We start from the raw sequence: 19,335 nt of genomic DNA, 5'->3' as shown, positions 1-19,335 counted from the left end.
CAAAAACGGCGCGGTTTTTACACCGCGCCGTTTTTTATTGTGTCACCTGATGGCCGCATGGTGCAACACCTGACGCGCGATCAAACGTTCATAAAAATGCCCTCAGGCGTTAGCGCAAAAATGCCCTCAGGCGTTAGCGCAGTTGTCAAAAGCAGTTTTTACAAAGCCGCCGCCCATTGCAGAACGGCCCATTAACACTCACTCTCAAATTAATGTCACCGGGTTAGTCGGCGAATTGCGGATTGATCATGACCGTGCAGGCTTCAGGCTCAGTCATACAGGTCGTGCAATTCCTGTTTGCACAGCAGCCCGGGCGACAGACAGGCCGAAACTTAATCAGAGAAATATCCGGATGGAACACGCACCATGTATCGCGTGTTTGGATACTTGAGGAGCTGGCACAGGTGCCGGAAACCGCGCAGTTTTCCTCCACTTCATATGTCCATTGAAATAACCCGACGTTCACTTCACCGTTCCTGGCTGTGCAGGAAACCGATAACTCCTGAAGAGTCGATTGTTCCAGTGCCTCGGTCAATGAACGCGACTCTCCACCCGACGCCGTGAAGGATAAAGAGGTCGTTTGCTTTGCGAAGAGCGCGTTTGCTTCAGCTTCAATGGCGGTCGTGACCGAAAGGTTCCACTCCGACGTCTTTGTGTCCGCTCGGCTTCCAGTAACGCCAATAGCCGTTTTAAAAGCCATCTTGTCATTATGCCCTATGATCTGCTTCCACTGACCTTTGACAGAAATAATTTCGAGTGAGTCATCCGGGACTGTCGCGACATAGCATGATTTTACAACGTTGTTCATCGGGTCCACAACAAATGTGTCCAGCCCACAATTTACCTTGTTGGCAGCGACCTCGCGATACGTATGGTTGCTGCCATCGTTGCCTTGACCATAGCGCACCAACTGAACAACAGATTTGTCGGTCGTGCAGGGCCTTTCGCCGCCAGAGCAGATTTCCCAACCGGTAATGTCAGAATACTCAATGCCTGCTTCACAGTGCTTATGGACGTTTGGGACCGGGTCATATCCAAAGGTGTGTATGCTGCATGCGACATTCCCCTGTGCATTGGGGGCCACAGGAACCATGATCCACGCATCATCCGTCCCATACTTCATGTAATAGGGTCGGTCCTTGTCGCCATTTACAAAGCAATTTGTCCCTTCTGTGCCGCATTTATAGGTATTCTCGGCGACATACTGGTCCATCCCCGTCAATATCTGGTATTCGCAGGTCTTTGCGCCGGGTTTGACGTTGCCCAAGCTGTTATTGCAGGGAATAAGTCCGCCATCCCGTCCCACGCCTGCCGTCGTAATAGTCCAGTCCTCGCCGCTGCCGTAACGAAGACGCACGGGATCAGTTGTGTTGATCACGCACCAACCGCCTGCATCGCCGCACGATACCCACCCCCCTGATTGCGCGACGGCAGGCGACGGCGCGCCAACGCCAATGAGAAACAATCCAACTGCGGTAAAAAACACTTTAGTGTAAAGACTTCTGATCATTCTACTCTTCCCTCAATGGGCCAAAAATTTGCCCTGCGCTGACCGTAACAGCCTTTCGCATTTTTACCGAAGCTAATCCGTCTGAAGAAATCTTTTACGGTTGACCGTCGGCGTGGGCATATTTTCTTGGAAGATAGAACCGAGGGTCTTTCGAACCGAGGCACCCCAAAAGCTTCAGGTTTATTTTACGCCTTAACAGTCAGCAACTTCCTCGCTAACGTCCCGGTATGACGAACGAAGGCGACCTTCTCCACACCGTTACGGCGGACGCAATTTCCGACACGCGCAGGCGGGTTGGCAAAGCACTGGTATGGGGATCCGCCGGGCTGTTTTTAGCACTGGCCGCCTGGCAAATGGCCTTTGATACCGGGCGCGTGACGAGTGGTTTCGACACGTGGCGACCCGTGCTTTATGCCTATATGCTCTGGGCCACGGCGCTTTGTGCCGCTCAGGTGATCGTGAATGGTGAAAAGGGCAAACGCACGCTTTTCGTGCTGCCCGCCGCCCTGTTTGTGATCAGCCTTGTGGTCTTTCCGCTGCTCTTTGCGCTTTATATATCGTTTACCGACTGGAACCTTGCATCGCCCAATGGACCGCAGCCCAACGGCTGGGACAACATGCGCGAGATGTGGAATGATACGTTTTACTGGAACGCGTTGAAAAACATGGTCTATTACGTGCTGGCGGTCAGTGTGGAATACGTCATCGCCTTTGGTCTGGCCCTGCTGTTGAACGCGCAGATCAGGGCGCGCAAGTTCTTCCGTGTGGTGTTTTTACTGCCGCTGATGCTGAGCCCTGTGGCCGTGTCGTGGATGATCGGAAAATCCATGCTGGAGGTCCGCTTTGGCCCGATCTCACGCGTGTTGCGCGAAATGGGCATTGAACCGAGCTTTTTTGGCACCCCGGAGATCGCCCGCTTCATGATCATGGCCATGGACGCATGGACGTTTATTCCCTTCATGATGATCATGCTGCTGGCTGGTCTGCAGGCCCTGCCGCGTGAAATCATAGAGGCCTCGAAAGTCGATGGCGCATCCGGCTGGCAAAGCTTTCGCGAAGTGATATTCCCCCTGATGCTGCCCGTATCGGTCACAGCCGTGGTGATCCGCATTATCTTTAAACTCAAGCTCGCCGATATCATCATTAACGTGACATCTGGAGGACCCGGCGGGGCAACCGACAGCGTGACAAGTTTCATATTCCGCGAATACCGGGACCGCTCGAACGTGGGCTACGGGACCTTGCTGGCGATGGTCTATCTCGTCCTGATCGTCATTTTCGTAACGCTCATGCTGAAACTCGTGAGCCGCTGGATGGAGCGTCCTGCATGAGCGCGGTTTTCAAAGATCACGAGGGCGACCAGCGCATGCCGACGAAATGGTGGGTCAGCCGCATTGCCATTTATGCCGCCCTGATCACATGGGCCTTTGTCTGTCTGTTCCCGATTTTCTGGACGATCACCACGTCTTTCAAGCTCGCGCCAGACGTGATGAAGGGCAATATGATCCCATGGGTCGACTTCGTCCCGAAATGGCGCGGCTGGGAAAGCTTAGGCTTGTCGCCCCGCCTCATCGGCGAGGTTTCCACCGTGCGCGAAGAGTTCTTCAAACGCTTCTGGAACAGCGCCATCGTCGCCATCTCCGCCTCCACCCTCGCGGTGGTGCTTGGGTCACTGGCGGCCTATGGCCTGTCGCGGTTCAACTACCGCTTTGGATTCATGCGCAATTCCGACATCTCGTTCTTTTTCCTCAGCCAGATGATCCTGCCCCCGGTGGTTCTGGCACTGCCGTTTCTGGTGCTGTACCGCTCGCTGGACCTGCTGGACAGCCGCATCGGTCTGATCCTGCTTTACACGCTGATGGTGCTGCCGATTGTCATCTGGATCATGCGCGACCAGTTTCAGGGCATCCCCGTGGAACTGGAAGAAGCAGCATTGGTCGACGGGCTTGGCATCTGGGGCGCGTTCATGCAGATCGTCCTGCCCATCGCCCTGCCCGGCATGGTCGCCGCCTTTATCCTCAGCCTCGTGCTGTGCTGGAACGAATATTTCTTTGCCGCCCTTCTGACGGCCACGAACTCAACGACGCTGCCGGTGATGGTGGCCTCTCAGACCGGATCGCAAGGCATCAACTGGTGGTCCATGGCCGCCCTGTCGACCGCTGCGATCTTTCCGTTGATAATCGTCGCTGTGTTTCTGGAGAAATACATTATCAAGGGCATGGCAGCCGGGGCGGTGAAATAAACGCGGCACAATGACCGCTCCCGGCTGAGGGTGTGTGGAAACTCGCTTGGTTTCTCGACGATGAGGACGTTTCAACCGATTTTGTGGAGGTATCCTGATTTTGGGCCACTTTTGCGCCTTTTGCTCCGGAGAGGGCTGAATCTGCGCACTTGTGACGTTTGCTGCGATACGATTTGAGCTGAGCGCCGCCCATCAGGCCGGAATGGCGGCCAGAAGCCCACGTACACCGATTAGGTTAATCATGCGCTTGATGTTGTAGGCGAGGACATGGAATGCCATCTCGGTGCGGACATTCTTGAGCGTGCGCATCCGGAAGTGCGCCGCCCCCATCCACGCTTTGATCGTGCCGAATGGGTGCTCGACCGTTGAGCGACGCAGTTTCATCAATGTGGGTTCGCTGCTCATGCGGTCGCGCATCTCGTCGACCAGATGTTCGTGTTCCCAACGTGTGATCCGGCGCTCTTTTCCGGTGGTGCAGCGCGCCTTGACCGGGCAGGTCTGACAGACGTTGGTCCAGTAGCGTCGCACGATCAAGCCGCCTTCTTCGGTCGTATAGCGGTAAGTCAGCGTCTCACCTGCCGGGCATCGGTAAAGATCCGCATCCGCGTCATAGGCAAAGTCGGCCTTCACATACATGCCCTTCTTGCGATTGCCCGAAGTCTCGGGCCGGGGGAGGGTCGGGGTGATGCCATCCTCGTGACAGGCCAGGATTTCGCGGCCGCTGAAGTAGCCCTTGTCCACTGCCCGGCAGGGTATTGCGAAGCAATATCCCGAGAGGGAGCCACCGCGCTCATTTCGTCACGTCTGAGAGCGGCCTTTGCCGCCTTGGCTATCGGCGACAGTTGTTCACGGTCGTGCCCGGCATTGATGTCGTGCCCGGCATTGATCACGTCATGTGTGACAATCAGATGGGTCTCGGTATCCACCGCGGACTGGGCGTTGTAGCCAACAAAACCGCTGCCCTTGGCGCTGGTGGCCATGGAGCGGGCATCCGGATCCGTCAGGGATATCTGACTGTCCGGGCTTTCCCTGAGCGCCTGGCCGATGTCCACCAAGCGTTCGATCTCCTGCCGGATACGCGCGCAGCGTTGTGCCAGATTGGCGACCTTCTCGGCCCGGACCTCACCCTCTTCCTGACGGTCGATCCGGACCATTTCATCGAGGTAGCGCTCGATACTCGCAATCAGATGGGTGGTGCGGCTCGCGATCTTGCCCTTGGTAAAGTTCTTGTCTCGATTATTGTCCGCCTTGAATTTGGAGCCGTCGATGGCAACACAATCCCCCTTCAGCACCCCGATCCGGCGACAGAGTTCGACGAACTGTGCACAAGTTCGCCGAATGGCGGGACCGTTATCGCGGCGAAAATCAGCGAGTGTCTTGTGGTCCGGGACCAATCGCCGCGTCAGCCACATCACCTCAACATTGCGACCAGCCTCCCGCTCCAGCGCGCGGCTGGAGGGCACGCGGTTCAGATAGCCGTAGATAAACAGCTTAAGCGGTTGGTGTGGATAGCTCCTGCTCCACCCGGCGTCGCAATGCGCCATACTGCAGTTGTCTATCACTGCTATGAAAGGAGCTACCCAATGCAAGTTACAACAATCGGTATCGATCTGGCCAAACATGTTTTTCAGGTTCACGGAATTACTGAGGATGGAGAGGTTGTCTTCAATCGAGCGATCCGGCGCGCACAACTCATGCAGTTCTTCATCAATCTGGAGCCCTGTTTGATCGGCATGGAGGCATGCGGGTCCAGCCACTATTGGGCGCGAGAACTGACCAAGCTTGGGCACGATGTTCGCTTGATCCCAGCCAATTATGTGAAGCCCTATGTCAAACGCGGCAAATCTGACGCGAATGATGCCGAAGCTATATGTGAAGCGGTGACACGCCCGACGATGCGGTTTGTTGCGCCCAAATCCGAGGAACAGCAGGCCGTCTTGTTCCTGCATTGTGCGCGCGATTTGATCGTCAGGCAACGAACACAACTCAGCAACATGCTTCGCAGTTTGCTCGCCGAGTTTGGTGTCATCATTCCACAAGGAACCGGAGCCGCAGTCAAATACGCCAAAGGTGTTCTGGAGGGAGAAAAGCCCGCCCTTCCGCAAATCGCAATTGATGTTCTGAAACAACTTAGCCACCAACTTGTCGCTATGCATCTCCGGTTCCGCTGGTACGAGATGCGCATGCGACTTCATTCGAAACTGGACAAACGCGTTATGCTGTTGCGCACGATCCCAGGCGTTGGCCCTGTGACCGCGTCCGCCATTGTTGCCACTATCGGCGACGCAAAACAGTTTAAGAATGGTCGACAATTTGCAGCGTGGCTGGGGCTCACACCTCTGAACATGTCGAGTGGCGGAAAAGAACGATTAGGACGGATCACAAAAATGGGTGACCGATACATTCGGCGTCTTTTGGTGACCGGGATGACAGCGAGATTGCGGCAAATGAAAGTGAATCCTGACCGCGTCGATCCATGGGCTATCGGCCTTCTTGAGCGCAAACCTGCTCGACTGGCGACCGTTGCAATGGCAAACAAGACTGCTCGAATTGTCTGGGCGGTGTTAACCAAGAACGAATACTACCGGCCTCACACAGCCTAACAAAAGGAACACCCGAGACAGCAAGACCTACGAAATGATGGCGCACAGTCAGCCCGCCAACCAAGACACCCCGTCGAATGTCCAGGACACATTGTTGTTCGATAAGCCGTTTGGGACTTGGTCGCGGAAACCATCAGGGCCGGCGGCTACGAGTGCCGCGCAAACAGGCCGGACACACGTCTGCTTCTGACCAGTGCGAAATTACTTCAAATATGTCTTGCTATGCAGGAGCTATCCACACAGGACAGATGGGTAATAGCCGGGCCGCCCTGTCCGCGCCGGCGCCGTCCACAGGAAACCGATCGCCTCAAGGTCGATCTCCTCCACAAAGAGGTCAATCACGCGAACCGCATTGTCCTCGTCGATCCAGTCTTCCAGCCGGTCCGGAAAAAGCGTCATCTGACTTCGATCTGCACCTTCGATATATCCCGACATGCACGCCTCCTATTCTTGACGGGAAGCATACAACATCCAGAGTTTTCACACACCCTCAGCCCAAACCGGTCATTGCTCTGATCTTGCTGCGCGCGCAGCAGAAGAAGTGCTGCAGGTGCGCGGTTGCTGACGCCGCTATGCAGCGGAAGAATTGCCATTCGTCCTGCGCATAGCGTAACCTTGGGAGTTAAGGATCAGGTCGCGGACGAAGCCGACATCCCCCAAGCGCCCGCTTTCGCTATAAGGCCAAAAACGGAGCTTTGCGCCGACGGTAGAAACGTATGGGTTCTGATCGATCTCAGCGGTGCGGTTCTCGGACCGAGCTATCACCCCGATCGGGCACATCGTCAGGCGCGGTTTTCCGATCTTTGCGGATTATCTACAAAATGAACATTAGTTAATTTGCGATCAGAAAAAATTTACATTTTCATCGCGCCGCATAGAATTAAATAATTAATGAAGCTATTAGGTAAAAAAATTTATGTGGATCAAAGGGCTAGGTGGGATATACTTCGGTGCGTTTGGATCCGAAGCAGGCCAAACACTGTTTGGGTTTGACAGCGAAGAAGGCGGCCTGAAAGAGGTTCGTACTGCGAGCGGATCGACTTTTACACCATATTCTATTGTAACCGAAGTCTTCGGGGAAATCATGGTGTCGGGTAGACCTCATGGAGTGGAAGGTGACGCCGTTGGTTACGAGCTGTATCATTTCAACGACGATGGTGCGCTGTCCCTTTTTTCTGACATTACGCATGGGTCCGCATCCTCCTTTTTTGATTTAGACACGATCGTGCCGGGCTTTGAAGATGATGGCAGGATTTTGGCGCTCGAAGGCGGAGGCGATCGGGTCCCGACTTTTCTATACACAGATGGCTCAACCAGCAGGCTTTCTGACGAAATTCCGGGAGTTGAAGAGATTACCGGCTTCAAACAGGCCTACCCTCACGATGACGGTTTTATTTTCAGTTATAAGAGCAATCCGGGCTTTTTGCAGTCCTTCCATAGTTACCATTACGACTTCAGAACGGACTGAGCGACGTTTCTGAATTCGTTCGATATACCCATGCATCCGACGTATATAAACGCTTGGAATCAGTGGACAGCAAATGGTCGGGTGTTTGCCGATATCAGAGGATGGACTCCGGATTCCAGCGAAAGCGTATCAGGCCTTTGGGAATTGGTCGACGGGGTTTGGACATATCTAACAATGTCTGTCTCGGAAAACTCCATCTTTGGTGCGCGTCCTGCGATGGTTTTTGACGGGGAGGTTTACGTTATAGGTCATGGTCAAGCGGGCAACAATTTGTACAAGGTGACCGCAGATGATGTCGAAGTCGCTGCGCCCTCATCCTTCGAACTTACCTATCAGTACGTCCTGCCACTTAGGCCCATCGTTTACGATGGGGATGTCTACTTTTACACGGAGTCCGCACGTATCGACACGGGATCGTTTACCACACTGTACAAGGGCCTTATTCGTTTAACACCCGATGGACATGCAAGTATTGCATCGACGTTTGGAAAGGAAAACCTGCCGTTGCCATCGGTGGTCATCGATTTTGATATGCAGACCTACCAGGGTTTTCGAACAGATGATAGCGCTGACCTTATTTATGTAGTTGAAAATGGGGAAACTAGGATACTTGAACTTCCGACCGGAAAGTTCTCTTTACATGGGTTTCTCGGCGGAACGTTTTATGCCAGTGCAACTGATCTCGAAGGAAATTTAGGTTTATTCGCTCTAGTTGAAGACGATTGGATCAATGTAATCAGCTTAGATGGTTCGCGACCCATTACAGATCTAACTCGGTTCGTTCAAATGAACGTCGTCAGTGATGCGGCAGATGTTTGGCTAGGAGACGAAACGTCAGAGCATGTTAATTCGGGCGAAAAAGATAGCATCGTTTACGGTAGAGCGGGAGATGACGTGTTGCGGGGTGGGATCGGTAACGACACTCTGTACGGTGATGAAGGCAACGATCGCTTGAATGGTGGAGAGGGCGAAGACACGATTTCTGGTGGTGTAGGCGATGACACGGTCTTTGGCCGACAGGGCGATGACGACATCGATGGTGGCGCCGGGAACGATAATCTCGCCGGAGAAACTGGCAATGACGACATCGACGGCGGCGCGGGGGATGACCGGCTGCGGGGGGCAAGCGGCAATGACGAGCTCGACGGCGGTGACGGGAACGATACTGCGTTCGGCGGAGAGGGCGACGACATCCTGCGCGGCGGCGCGGGCGATGATGCGCTCATGGGCAACGGCGGTGCGGACCAAATTTTCGGCGAGGACGGCGCCGACACGCTGTTCGGCCAGACCGGCGCGGATCAAATGCTCGGCGGCGATGGAAACGACTATATGGGCGGCGGCGGCGGAGACGATGTGCTCGACGGCCAGGCAGGTGATGACACCATGTTCGGCGGCTCGAATGATGACACGCTCTTTGGCGGCGCCGGCAATGATCTGATAAATGGTCAGCAGCAGGATGACGACCTGTTCGGCCAGTCGGGTAACGATACACTCTTTGGCGGCGACGGGTTCGATCTGCTCGATGGCGGCACGGGGAATGACACGCTCTTTGGCGGCAACTCTGGCGACACGCTCATTGGTGGTGCGGGTATCGACGTCATGGATGGCGGCACAGGCTTCGATGTCTTCGAATTCAACGCGATCTCGGAGTCGGCCTTTGGGTACGCCGACACGATCTCGGGCTTTGACGGTGCGGGCGCGGGAGGAGGCGATACCATCGATGTGGCAGGAATCGACGCGAACACGAACGTGGTCGGCGACCAGGCCTTCACCTTCCTGGGTGCTGTCACCTCAGCCGTGGGCCTGAGCTTCGGCGCAAGGGCGCTCTGGGTGCAGGAGTTCGGTGGTCAGACCCGGCTTTACGGCGAGGTCAACGGCGACGGCATCATCGACCTGGAGCTCCGCATCAACGACGGTCCCGGCACCGACGCGACAGATTTCACGGCAGGGGATTTGTTTTTGTGAGAGCAATGATGATCCCTCTAAGAAGGGGTTTGACCGCTTTGTCGGCTATTGCTTCTGCTGGGTAATGTCTCTGAGCCGATGGATCGACCTGCTGGCCAAATCGTCGACAATAAGACCACACACGCAAAAGACTTTTTCCACGGGCATTGCGCTGCCCAAGCAGAGCAAATCGCTTCGACATCACTCAGCAGGGCCGATTAAGTGAACGAACATGCGAAACTGCTGTCAATCTGCGAGATTCAAACACGCTTTGAACGACTGCTCTAGCGACAACATGCTACGTCATAACGTATTTATGGCCACGGCTACGAGCGGATGCTGCGTCAGCGAGAACGAAAAACCCAAGGTCGGGTTTGTCCCGCACAGCGGACTTTATCCCATCTCTTTCGCGATATCCTTGGTCTGCTCATAGAGACGGCGGAACAGGGCGTAGTGCTTTTCATAGATCGGGTCCGGGGTGGCTCGCACGGTTTCCTGCACCGGGTTCCAGTCGGTGATATCCGCGCGCCTAACTGTACCAATTGCCAAAGCGGCAAGAAACGCATCGCCATAGGCCGCGCCGGACGTTTTTTCGCAGACCATCTGATCAATCCCCGTAACATCCGACGTCGCCTGCAGCCAAAGGCGGTTTTTCGTGCCACCCCCAACAGCAAGCAGGCGGGTCGGGCTTTGACCTGTTTCGGCAAAGGTGTCCGTCACATGCCGCGTGCCATAGGCGATCCCCTCGATCAGCGCGCGATACATGTCGCCGCGCGTATGGGTCAGGTTCAACCCAAAGAACGCACCTTTCGCATTCATGTCGTGGATCGGGGTCCGCTCTCCGGAGAAGTAGGGCAACATCACGAGCCCATTCGCACCGGGTGGGCTGGTGGCCGCTTCCTCAGCCAGCGTCGGGAATGCAGCATCTACCGCAAGATCGCGCGCAAACTGATCCCGGAACCAATGTGTCAGCGTCCCCGAGGTCGCAAGGCCCGCCATCGCGGTATGCGCGCCTTCAAATAGCCAAGGCGCATACCAGATGCGCGGATCAGGGGTCCGACCAGCGGTGCGCAGGACAATGAAAATGGTCGAGCCATACATCATCATCATGTCACCCGGTTGATCGACACCCACCGAGAACGCCTCTGCCGCCGCATCAATGGTGCCCGCCGTGACAGGCGTGCCAGCCGCAAGCCCGGTCGCCCCTGCCGCCGCCTCGGTGATGGTCCCGGCGATTTCATTTGACCACAAAAGCCGGGGCAGCTTGTCCAGTGGCAGGATATCCGGCGCAAGATCATCGACCCAGCCCTGCGTCACGACATCATAAAGCGGTGAGAAACTCGCCGCTGTGAAATGATCAATCACCACCTCACCCGTGAGGCGTTGCACCAGAAAACTGGTCGATGTCAGGATATGGGCAGTGTTTGCGTAAATCTCGGGGCGTTGTCGTTTCAGCCAGAGGATCTTGGGCCCGACCGATTGCGATGTCAGCGCATTGCCGCAGCGCGCGATGATCGTGTCTTCGCCGATGCGCTCAGTGAGTTCACGCACCTCCGCTTCGGCCCGCCCGTCGACACCGTAAAGCACACCGTTCATCAACGGCGTGCCTCGGGCATCCACCGGCAGCATGCAGGGGCCAATCGCGCTGCAGGCAACGGCCTTGATATCGGCGGGATCTATCCCGCTGTCGTTTAGTATGGTCCGGCACACATGCACGAAATCGCCCCACCAGTCTTCTTCCGGACGGTGTTCCGCCCAGCCCGGTTGCGGCACAAGCATCTTATGGCCCCGCGCCGCCTGCGCGTGAATGTGGCCCGTTTCATCCACCAGAACGCCCTTGGTTTCATATGTGCCGATGTCAATGCCGAGCGTGTAGGCCATCAAGTTCTCTCTTCCCTTGTCGCCGTTTGAGTTGACGATTTCCCATCAAACGGGACGCGCCCCCAAAATCTGAAACCAAACCTGCCAAATCAATGCACGTCGCAGGTGCCGCTGTGTATAGGGCAGATAGAACGCCTTACCAACCTGTGCACAACAAAAACGCAGCAAGGCCGACCAGTTGCGCCGCGTTCCATAGCCGACACAAGACCCGCGCGGTGATCTGGTCTTGCGATGGCAAATCGGTCTATGCTCGCACCAGCATCAGGGAGAAGACCAACATGGCATTGAAAACGCGGCATTGGGACAGACTTGGCAACGGCGGGCTGACTTTTACGGAACTCGGGTTCGGCACCGCCCCTCTGGGCAACCTTTACCGCGCCATCAGCGACGAGGACGCGCGCGCCACGCTGGATGCCGCATGGCAGGGGGGCGTTCGCTATTTTGACACGGCACCGCTTTATGGGCTGGGCCTGTCGGAGACGCGGCTCAATCCTTTCCTGCGCGACAAACCAAGGGATGAATACGTGTTGTCGACCAAGGTGGGGCGGCTCATGCAGGCCTGCGATGCCCCTTACCGTTCCGGGATTGGCAAATGGTTTGACGTCCCGCAACGGCGCGAACAATACGATTATACCTATGACGGCGTGATGCGTTCGTTCGAGCATTCGTTCTCGCGCCTTGGGGTTGATCGCATTGATATTCTCTATGTGCATGATCTGTGTGTCTTTTCACATGGCTCGAAAGAAGCCTCGGACATGCGGATCGAAGAGTTCTTTGGCGGGCGGGGCTATGATGCGATGATCTCGCTGCGTGATCAGGGGCTAATCCGCGCCATTGGCGGCGGTGTGAATGAATGGGAAGTCTGCCAGACACTGGCTGAGCGGGGTGATTTTGACCTCTTTCTGTTAGCCGGGCGCTACACGTTGCTGGAACAAAAAGCGCTGGACAGCTTTCTACCGCTTTGTGATAGCCGCGGGATCGGCATTGTAACGGGCGGGCCTTATAATTCTGGCATATTGGCTACAGGTGCCAAGCCCGGCGCGTTTTACAATTACGATCCGGCACCTCAGGAAATCATGGACCGGGTGAACGCAATCGAGGCGGTGTGCACGGAGCATGGTGTGCGCATGGTGGATGCCGCTTTCCAGTTCCCGCTTTTGCACCCGGCTCATGTGGCCGTCATTCCCGGCGGTCAGGGTGTGGGCGAAATGCAGGCCAACCTGGAGGCAGCACAGGCCGAAATCCCTGCGGCCCTTTGGGCGGACCTCAAGGCCAAGGGCCTCATGCGCGAAGATGCACCGGTCTGACGTTGGTATGAAAATCGACGCACATCAGCATTTCTGGCAGCCTGCGCGAGGTGATTACCACTGGATGCCGCAAGACAATGCCACCCTGAACCGCGCTTATGCGCCGCATGATCTGGCGCAGATACTGGCGGCCCATGATATCGACGGCACGGTTCTGGTTCAGGCCGCCGCGACGCTGCATGAAACCGAATACATGCTGGGCCTTGCGGATGCGTCGCCCTTTGTCAAAGGCGCCGTCGGTTGGATTGATTTCGAGGACCCGTCCCATCTGAAACATCTGGAAAGCTGGGCGCAGCATCCAAAGTTTCTGGGTGTACGCCCGATGATTCAGGATATCCCGGATGTCGACTGGATGCTGCGTCAGGATGTGCGATGGGCTTACGCTGCGCTGATTGATCTGGATCTGACCTTTGATGCGCTCGGGTTTGCGCAACATATCCCGAATTTCCTGACGATTGCTCAACGTTATCCAGCCCTCAGGGTCGTCTTTGATCACGCGATGAAACCACAGATCAGGGACCAGCGTGCAGGCAAGGACATATTTCCGGCATGGGCCGAGGGCATGCGTCGACTGGCGCAGGAAACCAGCGGCATGTGCAAGATGTCAGGCTTGGTGACAGAGGCGGATGACGCTTGGCAGGTCGAGGATCTGGCCCCCTTTACTGCCCATGTGCTTGAGGTGTTTGGCCCCGATCGCGTGATGTGGGGGTCTGACTGGCCGGTGTGCCGTCTGCAGGCTGAATACGACGTTTGGTACGCAGCTGCGCAAACGCTCACAAGAGGTTTGAGTGCAGACGAACAGGCGGCGGTTTTTGGGGGATCGGCCGCGCGGTTTTACCGGTTGAGTTGAGCGTCCAGAAAGGCGTACAGCGCGTGATCATCGTCACGCTTTGCCACTGGCGTCGAAACCAGCCATGCGGCGGCAGCCTGCGCGCGCGGCAAGGCCTCGTTCATGCTGGCCCCTTGGGAAACGAATGCGGCCAAGGCCCCGACAAACATGTCCCCAGCGCCATGGGTGGACGCGACGGCAACATCCCAGGCCGGATAGGTGGACCCGTCATAGGTCACTCCCTCCCCACCCAGCGTGGTGAGAACATCTGCTTTCTGCGTCAGGTCAGCATAAAATGCCGCCTCAACCCGGTTGACGATCAACAGATCGACACAGGCCAGCATATCATCTGAGAGCGCTCTGGCCGGTGCGGCATTCAACCAGACAGTCGCCCCTGCGGCCTGCGCCCTTTGTGCGATTGCCAGATTAACCTCGTGCGGGATTTCATTCTGGAGCAGCACAAGGGATGTCTCTGGCGGGATTTCGATCTGGTCTGCATCAATGGCAAGGTTGGCGGCAGAGACAATCACCGCACCATACTCTCCGGCATCATTCACGATGGCACTGCTCATGCCACTGGGACCGGGATCGCGCTGCAATTGGCTGATATTCAATGGACTTGCCGCAAGACGCGCGCGCAGAACGTCGCCAAAGGCATCGCTGCCCGCCCGGCCTGCAAAGTGAACGGTTTCACCCAAACGGGCCGCAGCCAGCGCCTGATTGCCCCCTTTGCCGCCAAAAACATAATCCACGCCTGACCCCGCAAGCGTTTCATCAAGAGCAGGTATGTGCGCAGCGCGAACGACCACATCAAGATGTAGCGCACCGACCACCAGAATGGTCATTTCAGCATGGCCGCCTGTACCAGACGCATGGACAAGGGCGCATCCTGTCGGGCGATGGCCGCTTGCAGATCAGCGTCCCCGGCGAGGCTCTGCGCAATCGCGCGCAGACGGTTCACCACGTCGATATTGGTGCGCGCCTCTGCGACAGGATCAAGGCCGGAATGGTCCGGGAACGTATCGAAATAGATCGCGCCATCATATCCTGCACGCGTCAGTTCCACGAGCAGTTCAATGGTCTGCACGGGATGCACGGCACCCACCATCAGCCCGTTGTCCCATTTGCCGTAGCCATCGTTAAGATGCACACCAAGGATGCGCGAATGACGCGCCACGAGGGCGGCGGCAAAGGCGGGCATCTCATCGGCATAAAGCACATGGGCAAAATCAAGGGTGACACCGGTATTGGGCCGGTCAATCTCCTTGAGCGCAAGAAGGGTCGTGGCCGCATCGGGCATCAGGGCAAAGGCGCGCGGCTCATTGGGTTTATATTCCAACGCGATATCAAGGTCCGGGTTGTGATCCGCAACCTCAGTGATCGCCGCGATCGTGTTTTCCCACGCGCGGGCATAGTCCATCTGGAACGAATAGTCGAAACCATCCTGCCCCATCCAAAGCGTCATCAAACGCCCGCCCATATCCGCCAGCACGTCAAGCCCGCGCTTGGTTTCGTCAATCGCCGCGCGCCGGACGCTGGCATCAGGATGCGTGAAGGCCCCCAGTTTATACCCCGGATCCGTATAATACCGCATGGCCATGCCGTTGAGCACCATACCACTGTCCTGCAAAGCATCCGAAAGCTGGGCAGGCGTGTCGTTTGCAAAATGATCCGGGTAATTCAGATCCGCCGCCGTGAGCCCTGCCGTTGCCGCGCGCGCCAGCAGATCAGCGGTTGTGACCTTATTTTTCCCCGGCCAATAGGCGTCGGCACCGATTTTGAATGCATTGAGCCTTGCAGCAAACAGGGGTGTGTTTTCTTGTTTCATGACCGAACCTTAGTCAGTCTGACAAAGACTGGCAATTTCCATTTTGAAAGGATGCTTATCGCAGCAGCAAGACCATCCGGTCACCGCTCAAAACGCTGGATCAAACGTGTGCGCAGTCATTCTGCCAATGCGATACTGCTGATACGGATCATATGAAATAGAGTCGCTGCCTGCGCCACTGACGCATCACCGGTGTTCGTGTCGGGCGCACAAAGCGTGCCGGTCACCACCACAGCTTTGCCGTGAAGCGTCCGGCCTTCATCTTCGGGTCGGTCGAACAGATCAACGAATGTGCCATCCGCAAGCGCAAGCAAGACAATACATCCCGCTGCGGTCAGGTTGCCATTTGCGTCCTCCACCAGTGTTCTGTGCCGCGGGTTGAAATCTGGCCGGTATTCACCTGCAACACGCACGATCTGCCCTACATTCCTCTTGAGGTCAGATGCGTTTATGATCGGTGGCGCATCACTCATGACTTGGCGTTGAATGTCGTGGCGCGATTGCCGTGCGTACCGGTGGCCAGATGCTCATCATGGAACGTTTTGCCAGCTTCAGCCTCAGTACCATACATCTGGAACGCCCAACTTCTATCTACAAACTCGGCAGCCCATTTCCGCAATCTTGCGATCTCGTCCTTCAGTTCCTTGCCCGACATCGTTTCCTTAGCGGCCTTGATCCGGCTTGCTGCGCTGACCGCGTAGCTTTCCAGTGTCACATTGTCAGCCCCATCTTTGGCCACAACGCCCGCCCAATGGAAATTCCACGTATGACCACTTGATTTAAACCCCGGCATATCGCCTTCGGTCACCATGGTATACGCACTTCCAATGTCCGGGTTTGCATAGCGGTTGATACCGACGTGCTTGTCAAACGCCTTGCGGCCCTCTTCTCCAAGCGCGTGATACATCCGCCGCGCTGACTTTGCGCTGCGCGGCTTGATGAACCAGAAAAAAGGACCGATTGAGCGGTAGTGCACCCCTTTGGTCAAAAAGCCCTCACTGGCGTCGGTCCCGAAGAACGCCTTTATGGCCTTTGGAAACATCTCTTTGGAGTAGGCCTCAGGATTGCCCGAGGCTTTGCTGTCACCAATTTCGGTCGTCGCCTTCGGGCTGGACCGTGTACCCTCTACTCCCATGACCGTGCGGGCCACCTTGCCGCAATCGGTCCACATGGCCAGAATATCATCATCGGTGACGCCCATATCGTCTGCCTTGTCACCTGCGTTGATTTCTTTGAGCTTTTTCGTTCGGTCATGGTCGACATCCGCAATCGCCGTTTCACGCAGATATGGTGCGACCCGATAAATATCGTTTCCTTCCAGCTCCATCAAATCAGTCGTTTGGGTCAGGCCGATGGCTGAGGAGGCCGCGAGCAACTTGTCATCCCCATCCTTGATGATTTCTGGCGTGGCATAAAGCGACGCACCCCCACCGCTCTTGTCCTGCGGGACAGCCGACTTTCGCGAATCACTAAGACGCCATTGGGGCGGCGGGTCTGCAGATGTCGCAGCATAAGCCTGCAAAACCGGTGTCACACCAGCTCCGCTGTCTGCCATGCGTTGCAGCGCCGAGAGGCGATCTACAGAGACACTCTGATCTGCTTTCGCCTGCAAACCGCGTCCAGCCTGTCGGACCTGCCGCGACGGGTTGTTCGCGAACCTCTGACGTTTCTCAATCGGCTGAGCGGTACACCTCATACGGGAAATTATAGTATACCATGGCCCCTGCCACAAGTAATCATGGCGAACGGCCTCTTTCATTGGCTACTTCTGCGCAGCTTTTGCATCCAATTGGCGGAAATCTGCGCGGAACTGTACGATCCGTACAACGTGCACCCATCTGGTGTCCGCCTCACCCAAAACACAACCCGTGGGCAGGTGTCACAACGTCTTACGCCGCTTGTGGCGGGCCATGGGCTATCAGTTCCTACGTCAATATGATCGACCGCTGGTCCGGATCATCGGGAAAGACCCGACCGTTTTCGACGCACTGAAAGATGTGTTCAAAAACCACGCCCGGATTGCCGTCTTGTTTGGCATAGCGGAAATAATTGTGACCCGTCGGCATGTCATACGCCGTATTGATGTCATCGCAATCGACCTGAAATACGTTACGCGGGGTCTTTTTCATATCCTCGGGCCCGGTATGGCCCAACCGGCGAGATGCCACCTTGTTTCTGAGGTTTGCCGCTTTGCTGGCGCGCAACGCAAGATCATCAGAGGCATAATAAACGACCACATTTCGCGACGCATGGCTGATCAATTCACCAGAATTTCCTTCTTGGAGTGTTTCATTCACGACGTCTGCGGCAACGAGGAAGGTGTTGCGAAATAACAGCGGTACGCCGGATGCCAGATCGTATCTGTCCCATTCAACAAGGGTCTGGCGCAAGACACGGTTGCCCATGGAATGCGCCAACATGTTGATGCGTTTCAGGCAGGGTGCCACGTCGGGTTCATTTGCATCCGAGTTTCGCCATTCCAAAAACTTTTCCAGAACGCGAGCAAAGGAATAGCCGCTTTGGTCCGCTGATTTTTGATCGTCCCAATAGTCGTCAACAATCCCAAGGTCATTGTCGCAGGGCCATATGATCGGCACCACCAGCGATTCTTTTTTCTTTTTCTGATCACAAAGTTCTTGCAGTTCGCCTGCCATCCGAAACACGTCTTCCGGAAGATTGTTAAAGCCATGCACAAACAACAGGACTTGCCGGTATTCGGACTGCTTCAACCTGAGAAGAAACTCTGCGCTGCCAATTTCTGTGTGATCCTCATCATCGCCCATTTCGCAGAAAAACACGGAATTGCTTGGCGCATTGTTTCTGAGATCGAAGTTGAATTTTCTACCCTTGCGGGATCGTATGCTTTGCTTTGGAAATCGATTGGTTACGAATAACATTGCGTCACTCCCATCTGAAATCTGGAAATTTAAAATTCGTTGCACGTAATACGGGCAGCTTAACAAATAAGAATGTCTCTGTCACTTGGCATAGTCGTGCGGCGTCGGGCGGATTTCGCCATTGCAAAATGCGCGCCCCATCGGACCGCAACACAAGCGTCACTTTTCACCCGCCCGACAATTCAAAAGGCCGCCCAGATGCATTGTTTTAACATGGGTGACAAGCTGTGAGGGTCGCCCTCGCCGCTTTTCTATTTGATGGATAAAAACGCGCAACTTGCGTGTTTGGCGATTTGTTGCGAGGTGCTACCTGCAAACATGCCGCTGAACGTGCCAAGACCACGTCGCCCGGTGATGACGAGATCAGCGCTGTAAAGGTTGACGATCATCATGATTTCATCAAACGCGTCCCCTTCCGCGACTGTAGCACTGGAGGGCGTGATGCCAGCGTTTTGCGCACGGGCCATTGCCGACTTTATGACATCTGAGGTGAGCCCGCTACCGCCCGATGCCAGCTTTTCATGGTCGGATTTGTCCACTGCCTTGTTTTCCAAAGCGTGTATCAGGTGGACTTCGCCGCCAAAGGCTTCGGACAACTTGCACGCGGCGTCCACACCACGGGTCGCGGCGTCCGACCCATCCACAGCGACGACTATTGACTGAAACATAGGTCCTCCGATCATTCATGCTCACCGCGACCAGAGCAGGATTTCGGCTTGGCGTCTTTGCTTTAAGTCAAGCCCGACCCCGTTTTGCCCCATTCATGTCCGCGGCACCTGACAAATCTCAGTGAAAGTGATTCGAAACGGGGGTTTTATCCACTGTT

15 protein-coding genes and 2 pseudogenes are annotated in these 19,335 nt (G+C 55.9%); 7 read left to right on the top strand and 10 right to left on the bottom strand.

Going from position 1 to position 19,335, the window contains the following annotated elements:
* Nucleotides 1-223: 223 nt before the first annotated feature.
* Nucleotides 224-1,510 (bottom strand): hypothetical protein, encoded by a 1,287-nt coding sequence (locus tag RLO149_RS03410; RefSeq protein WP_013960660.1) that lies wholly within the window; start codon nucleotides 1,508-1,510, stop codon nucleotides 224-226.
* Nucleotides 1,511-1,737: 227 nt separating this feature from the next.
* Here RLO149_RS03410 and RLO149_RS03405 point away from each other — a divergent pair, with 227 nt between their 5' ends.
* Both RLO149_RS03405 and RLO149_RS03400 read left to right on the top strand, forming a co-directional pair.
* Complete coding sequence (locus RLO149_RS03405; RefSeq protein WP_013960659.1) at nucleotides 1,738-2,841, top strand: carbohydrate ABC transporter permease; 1,104 nt, start codon at nucleotides 1,738-1,740, stop codon at nucleotides 2,839-2,841.
* On the top strand, nucleotides 2,838-3,752 hold the full coding sequence (locus RLO149_RS03400; RefSeq protein ID WP_013960658.1) for a carbohydrate ABC transporter permease: 915 nt from the start codon (nucleotides 2,838-2,840) through the stop codon (nucleotides 3,750-3,752). Before RLO149_RS03405 ends, RLO149_RS03400 begins: the two co-directional genes overlap by 4 nt.
* Nucleotides 3,753-3,944: 192 nt before the next feature.
* Here RLO149_RS03400 and RLO149_RS23040 read toward each other — a convergent pair.
* Nucleotides 3,945-5,263 (bottom strand): annotated as a pseudogene (locus tag RLO149_RS23040) (IS1182 family transposase); the annotation flags it as partial.
* Between the two features lie 72 nt (nucleotides 5,264-5,335).
* Here RLO149_RS23040 and RLO149_RS03390 point away from each other — a divergent pair.
* The gene (locus tag RLO149_RS03390) at nucleotides 5,336-6,355 is read left to right on the top strand and encodes an IS110 family RNA-guided transposase (RefSeq protein WP_013960549.1); all 1,020 of its coding nucleotides are present in this window, start codon (nucleotides 5,336-5,338) and stop codon (nucleotides 6,353-6,355) included.
* 240 nt (nucleotides 6,356-6,595) lie between these two features.
* Here the strand turns inward: RLO149_RS03390 and RLO149_RS03385 are convergent.
* Nucleotides 6,596-6,790: pseudogene (locus tag RLO149_RS03385) on the bottom strand (transposase); the annotation flags it as partial.
* Between the two features lie 481 nt (nucleotides 6,791-7,271).
* Here RLO149_RS03385 and RLO149_RS03375 point away from each other — a divergent pair.
* Both RLO149_RS03375 and RLO149_RS03370 read left to right on the top strand, forming a co-directional pair.
* Nucleotides 7,272-7,823: a hypothetical protein gene (locus RLO149_RS03375; protein ID WP_013960654.1), complete on the top strand. Its 552-nt coding sequence runs from the start codon at nucleotides 7,272-7,274 to the stop codon at nucleotides 7,821-7,823.
* A gap of 174 nt (nucleotides 7,824-7,997) precedes the next feature.
* On the top strand, nucleotides 7,998-9,788 hold the full coding sequence (locus RLO149_RS03370) for a calcium-binding protein (RefSeq protein ID WP_013960653.1): 1,791 nt from the start codon (nucleotides 7,998-8,000) through the stop codon (nucleotides 9,786-9,788).
* Between the two features lie 372 nt (nucleotides 9,789-10,160).
* On the opposite strand, the gene RLO149_RS03365 is transcribed toward RLO149_RS03370, so the two are convergent.
* Entirely contained in the window at nucleotides 10,161-11,648 is a 1,488-nt protein-coding gene (locus tag RLO149_RS03365) for an FGGY-family carbohydrate kinase (RefSeq protein ID WP_013960652.1), read from the bottom strand.
* Between the two features lie 278 nt (nucleotides 11,649-11,926).
* On the opposite strand from RLO149_RS03365, the gene RLO149_RS03360 reads away from it, so the two are divergent.
* Both RLO149_RS03360 and RLO149_RS03355 read left to right on the top strand, forming a co-directional pair.
* Nucleotides 11,927-12,955 (top strand): aldo/keto reductase, encoded by a 1,029-nt coding sequence (locus RLO149_RS03360; RefSeq protein ID WP_013960651.1) that lies wholly within the window; start codon nucleotides 11,927-11,929, stop codon nucleotides 12,953-12,955.
* A gap of 7 nt (nucleotides 12,956-12,962) precedes the next feature.
* Complete coding sequence (locus tag RLO149_RS03355; protein ID WP_044025515.1) at nucleotides 12,963-13,805, top strand: amidohydrolase family protein; 843 nt, start codon at nucleotides 12,963-12,965, stop codon at nucleotides 13,803-13,805.
* On the opposite strand, the gene RLO149_RS03350 is transcribed toward RLO149_RS03355, so the two are convergent.
* The 6 genes from RLO149_RS03350 to RLO149_RS03325 form a co-directional block, all read right to left on the bottom strand.
* Complete coding sequence (locus RLO149_RS03350; protein WP_013960649.1) at nucleotides 13,790-14,629, bottom strand: PfkB family carbohydrate kinase; 840 nt, start codon at nucleotides 14,627-14,629, stop codon at nucleotides 13,790-13,792. The genes RLO149_RS03355 and RLO149_RS03350 overlap by 16 nt on opposite strands.
* Nucleotides 14,626-15,612 carry a TIM barrel protein gene (locus RLO149_RS03345; protein WP_013960648.1) on the bottom strand — a complete coding sequence of 329 codons (987 nt, stop codon included), beginning with the start codon at nucleotides 15,610-15,612 and terminating at the stop codon, nucleotides 14,626-14,628. Before RLO149_RS03345 ends, RLO149_RS03350 begins: the two co-directional genes overlap by 4 nt.
* Nucleotides 15,613-15,728: 116 nt before the next feature.
* Nucleotides 15,729-16,085 (bottom strand): hypothetical protein, encoded by a 357-nt coding sequence (locus RLO149_RS03340; protein ID WP_013960647.1) that lies wholly within the window; start codon nucleotides 16,083-16,085, stop codon nucleotides 15,729-15,731.
* Nucleotides 16,082-17,167: a hypothetical protein gene (locus RLO149_RS03335; RefSeq protein WP_245538115.1), complete on the bottom strand. Its 1,086-nt coding sequence runs from the start codon at nucleotides 17,165-17,167 to the stop codon at nucleotides 16,082-16,084. The genes RLO149_RS03340 and RLO149_RS03335 overlap by 4 nt, the downstream gene beginning before the upstream one ends.
* 370 nt (nucleotides 17,168-17,537) lie before the next feature.
* A complete protein-coding gene (locus RLO149_RS03330) occupies nucleotides 17,538-18,410 on the bottom strand; it encodes an alpha/beta hydrolase (protein ID WP_245538114.1) in 873 nt (290 codons plus the stop codon).
* A gap of 350 nt (nucleotides 18,411-18,760) precedes the next feature.
* A complete protein-coding gene (locus tag RLO149_RS03325; protein WP_013960644.1) occupies nucleotides 18,761-19,177 on the bottom strand; it encodes a universal stress protein in 417 nt (138 codons plus the stop codon).
* Nucleotides 19,178-19,335: the final 158 nt, after the last annotated feature.

The organism is Roseobacter litoralis Och 149 (genome assembly GCF_000154785.2).
Lineage (GTDB): Bacteria > Pseudomonadota > Alphaproteobacteria > Rhodobacterales > Rhodobacteraceae > Roseobacter > Roseobacter litoralis.
The sequence above is the reverse complement of the archived record's forward strand: the minus strand, read 5'-3'. Positions and strand labels throughout refer to the sequence as shown.

What these genes read in the sequence shown, in the direction of transcription:
- RLO149_RS03410 (WP_013960660.1), bottom strand. Translation starts at nt 1,510, where the DNA reads ATGATCAGAAGTCTTTACACTAAAGTGTTTTTTACCGCAGTTGGATTG.
- RLO149_RS03405 (WP_013960659.1), top strand. Translation starts at nt 1,738, where the DNA reads ATGACGAACGAAGGCGACCTTCTCCACACCGTTACGGCGGACGCAATT.
- RLO149_RS03400 (WP_013960658.1), top strand. Translation starts at nt 2,838, where the DNA reads ATGAGCGCGGTTTTCAAAGATCACGAGGGCGACCAGCGCATGCCGACG.
- RLO149_RS03390 (WP_013960549.1), top strand. Translation starts at nt 5,336, where the DNA reads ATGCAAGTTACAACAATCGGTATCGATCTGGCCAAACATGTTTTTCAG.
- RLO149_RS03375 (WP_013960654.1), top strand. Translation starts at nt 7,272, where the DNA reads ATGTGGATCAAAGGGCTAGGTGGGATATACTTCGGTGCGTTTGGATCC.
- RLO149_RS03370 (WP_013960653.1), top strand. Translation starts at nt 7,998, where the DNA reads ATGTCTGTCTCGGAAAACTCCATCTTTGGTGCGCGTCCTGCGATGGTT.
- RLO149_RS03365 (WP_013960652.1), bottom strand. Translation starts at nt 11,648, where the DNA reads ATGGCCTACACGCTCGGCATTGACATCGGCACATATGAAACCAAGGGC.
- RLO149_RS03360 (WP_013960651.1), top strand. Translation starts at nt 11,927, where the DNA reads ATGGCATTGAAAACGCGGCATTGGGACAGACTTGGCAACGGCGGGCTG.
- RLO149_RS03355 (WP_044025515.1), top strand. Translation starts at nt 12,963, where the DNA reads ATGAAAATCGACGCACATCAGCATTTCTGGCAGCCTGCGCGAGGTGAT.
- RLO149_RS03350 (WP_013960649.1), bottom strand. Translation starts at nt 14,629, where the DNA reads ATGACCATTCTGGTGGTCGGTGCGCTACATCTTGATGTGGTCGTTCGC.
- RLO149_RS03345 (WP_013960648.1), bottom strand. Translation starts at nt 15,612, where the DNA reads ATGAAACAAGAAAACACACCCCTGTTTGCTGCAAGGCTCAATGCATTC.
- RLO149_RS03340 (WP_013960647.1), bottom strand. Translation starts at nt 16,085, where the DNA reads ATGAGTGATGCGCCACCGATCATAAACGCATCTGACCTCAAGAGGAAT.
- RLO149_RS03335 (WP_245538115.1), bottom strand. Translation starts at nt 17,167, where the DNA reads ATGGCAGACAGCGGAGCTGGTGTGACACCGGTTTTGCAGGCTTATGCT.
- RLO149_RS03325 (WP_013960644.1), bottom strand. Translation starts at nt 19,177, where the DNA reads ATGTTTCAGTCAATAGTCGTCGCTGTGGATGGGTCGGACGCCGCGACC.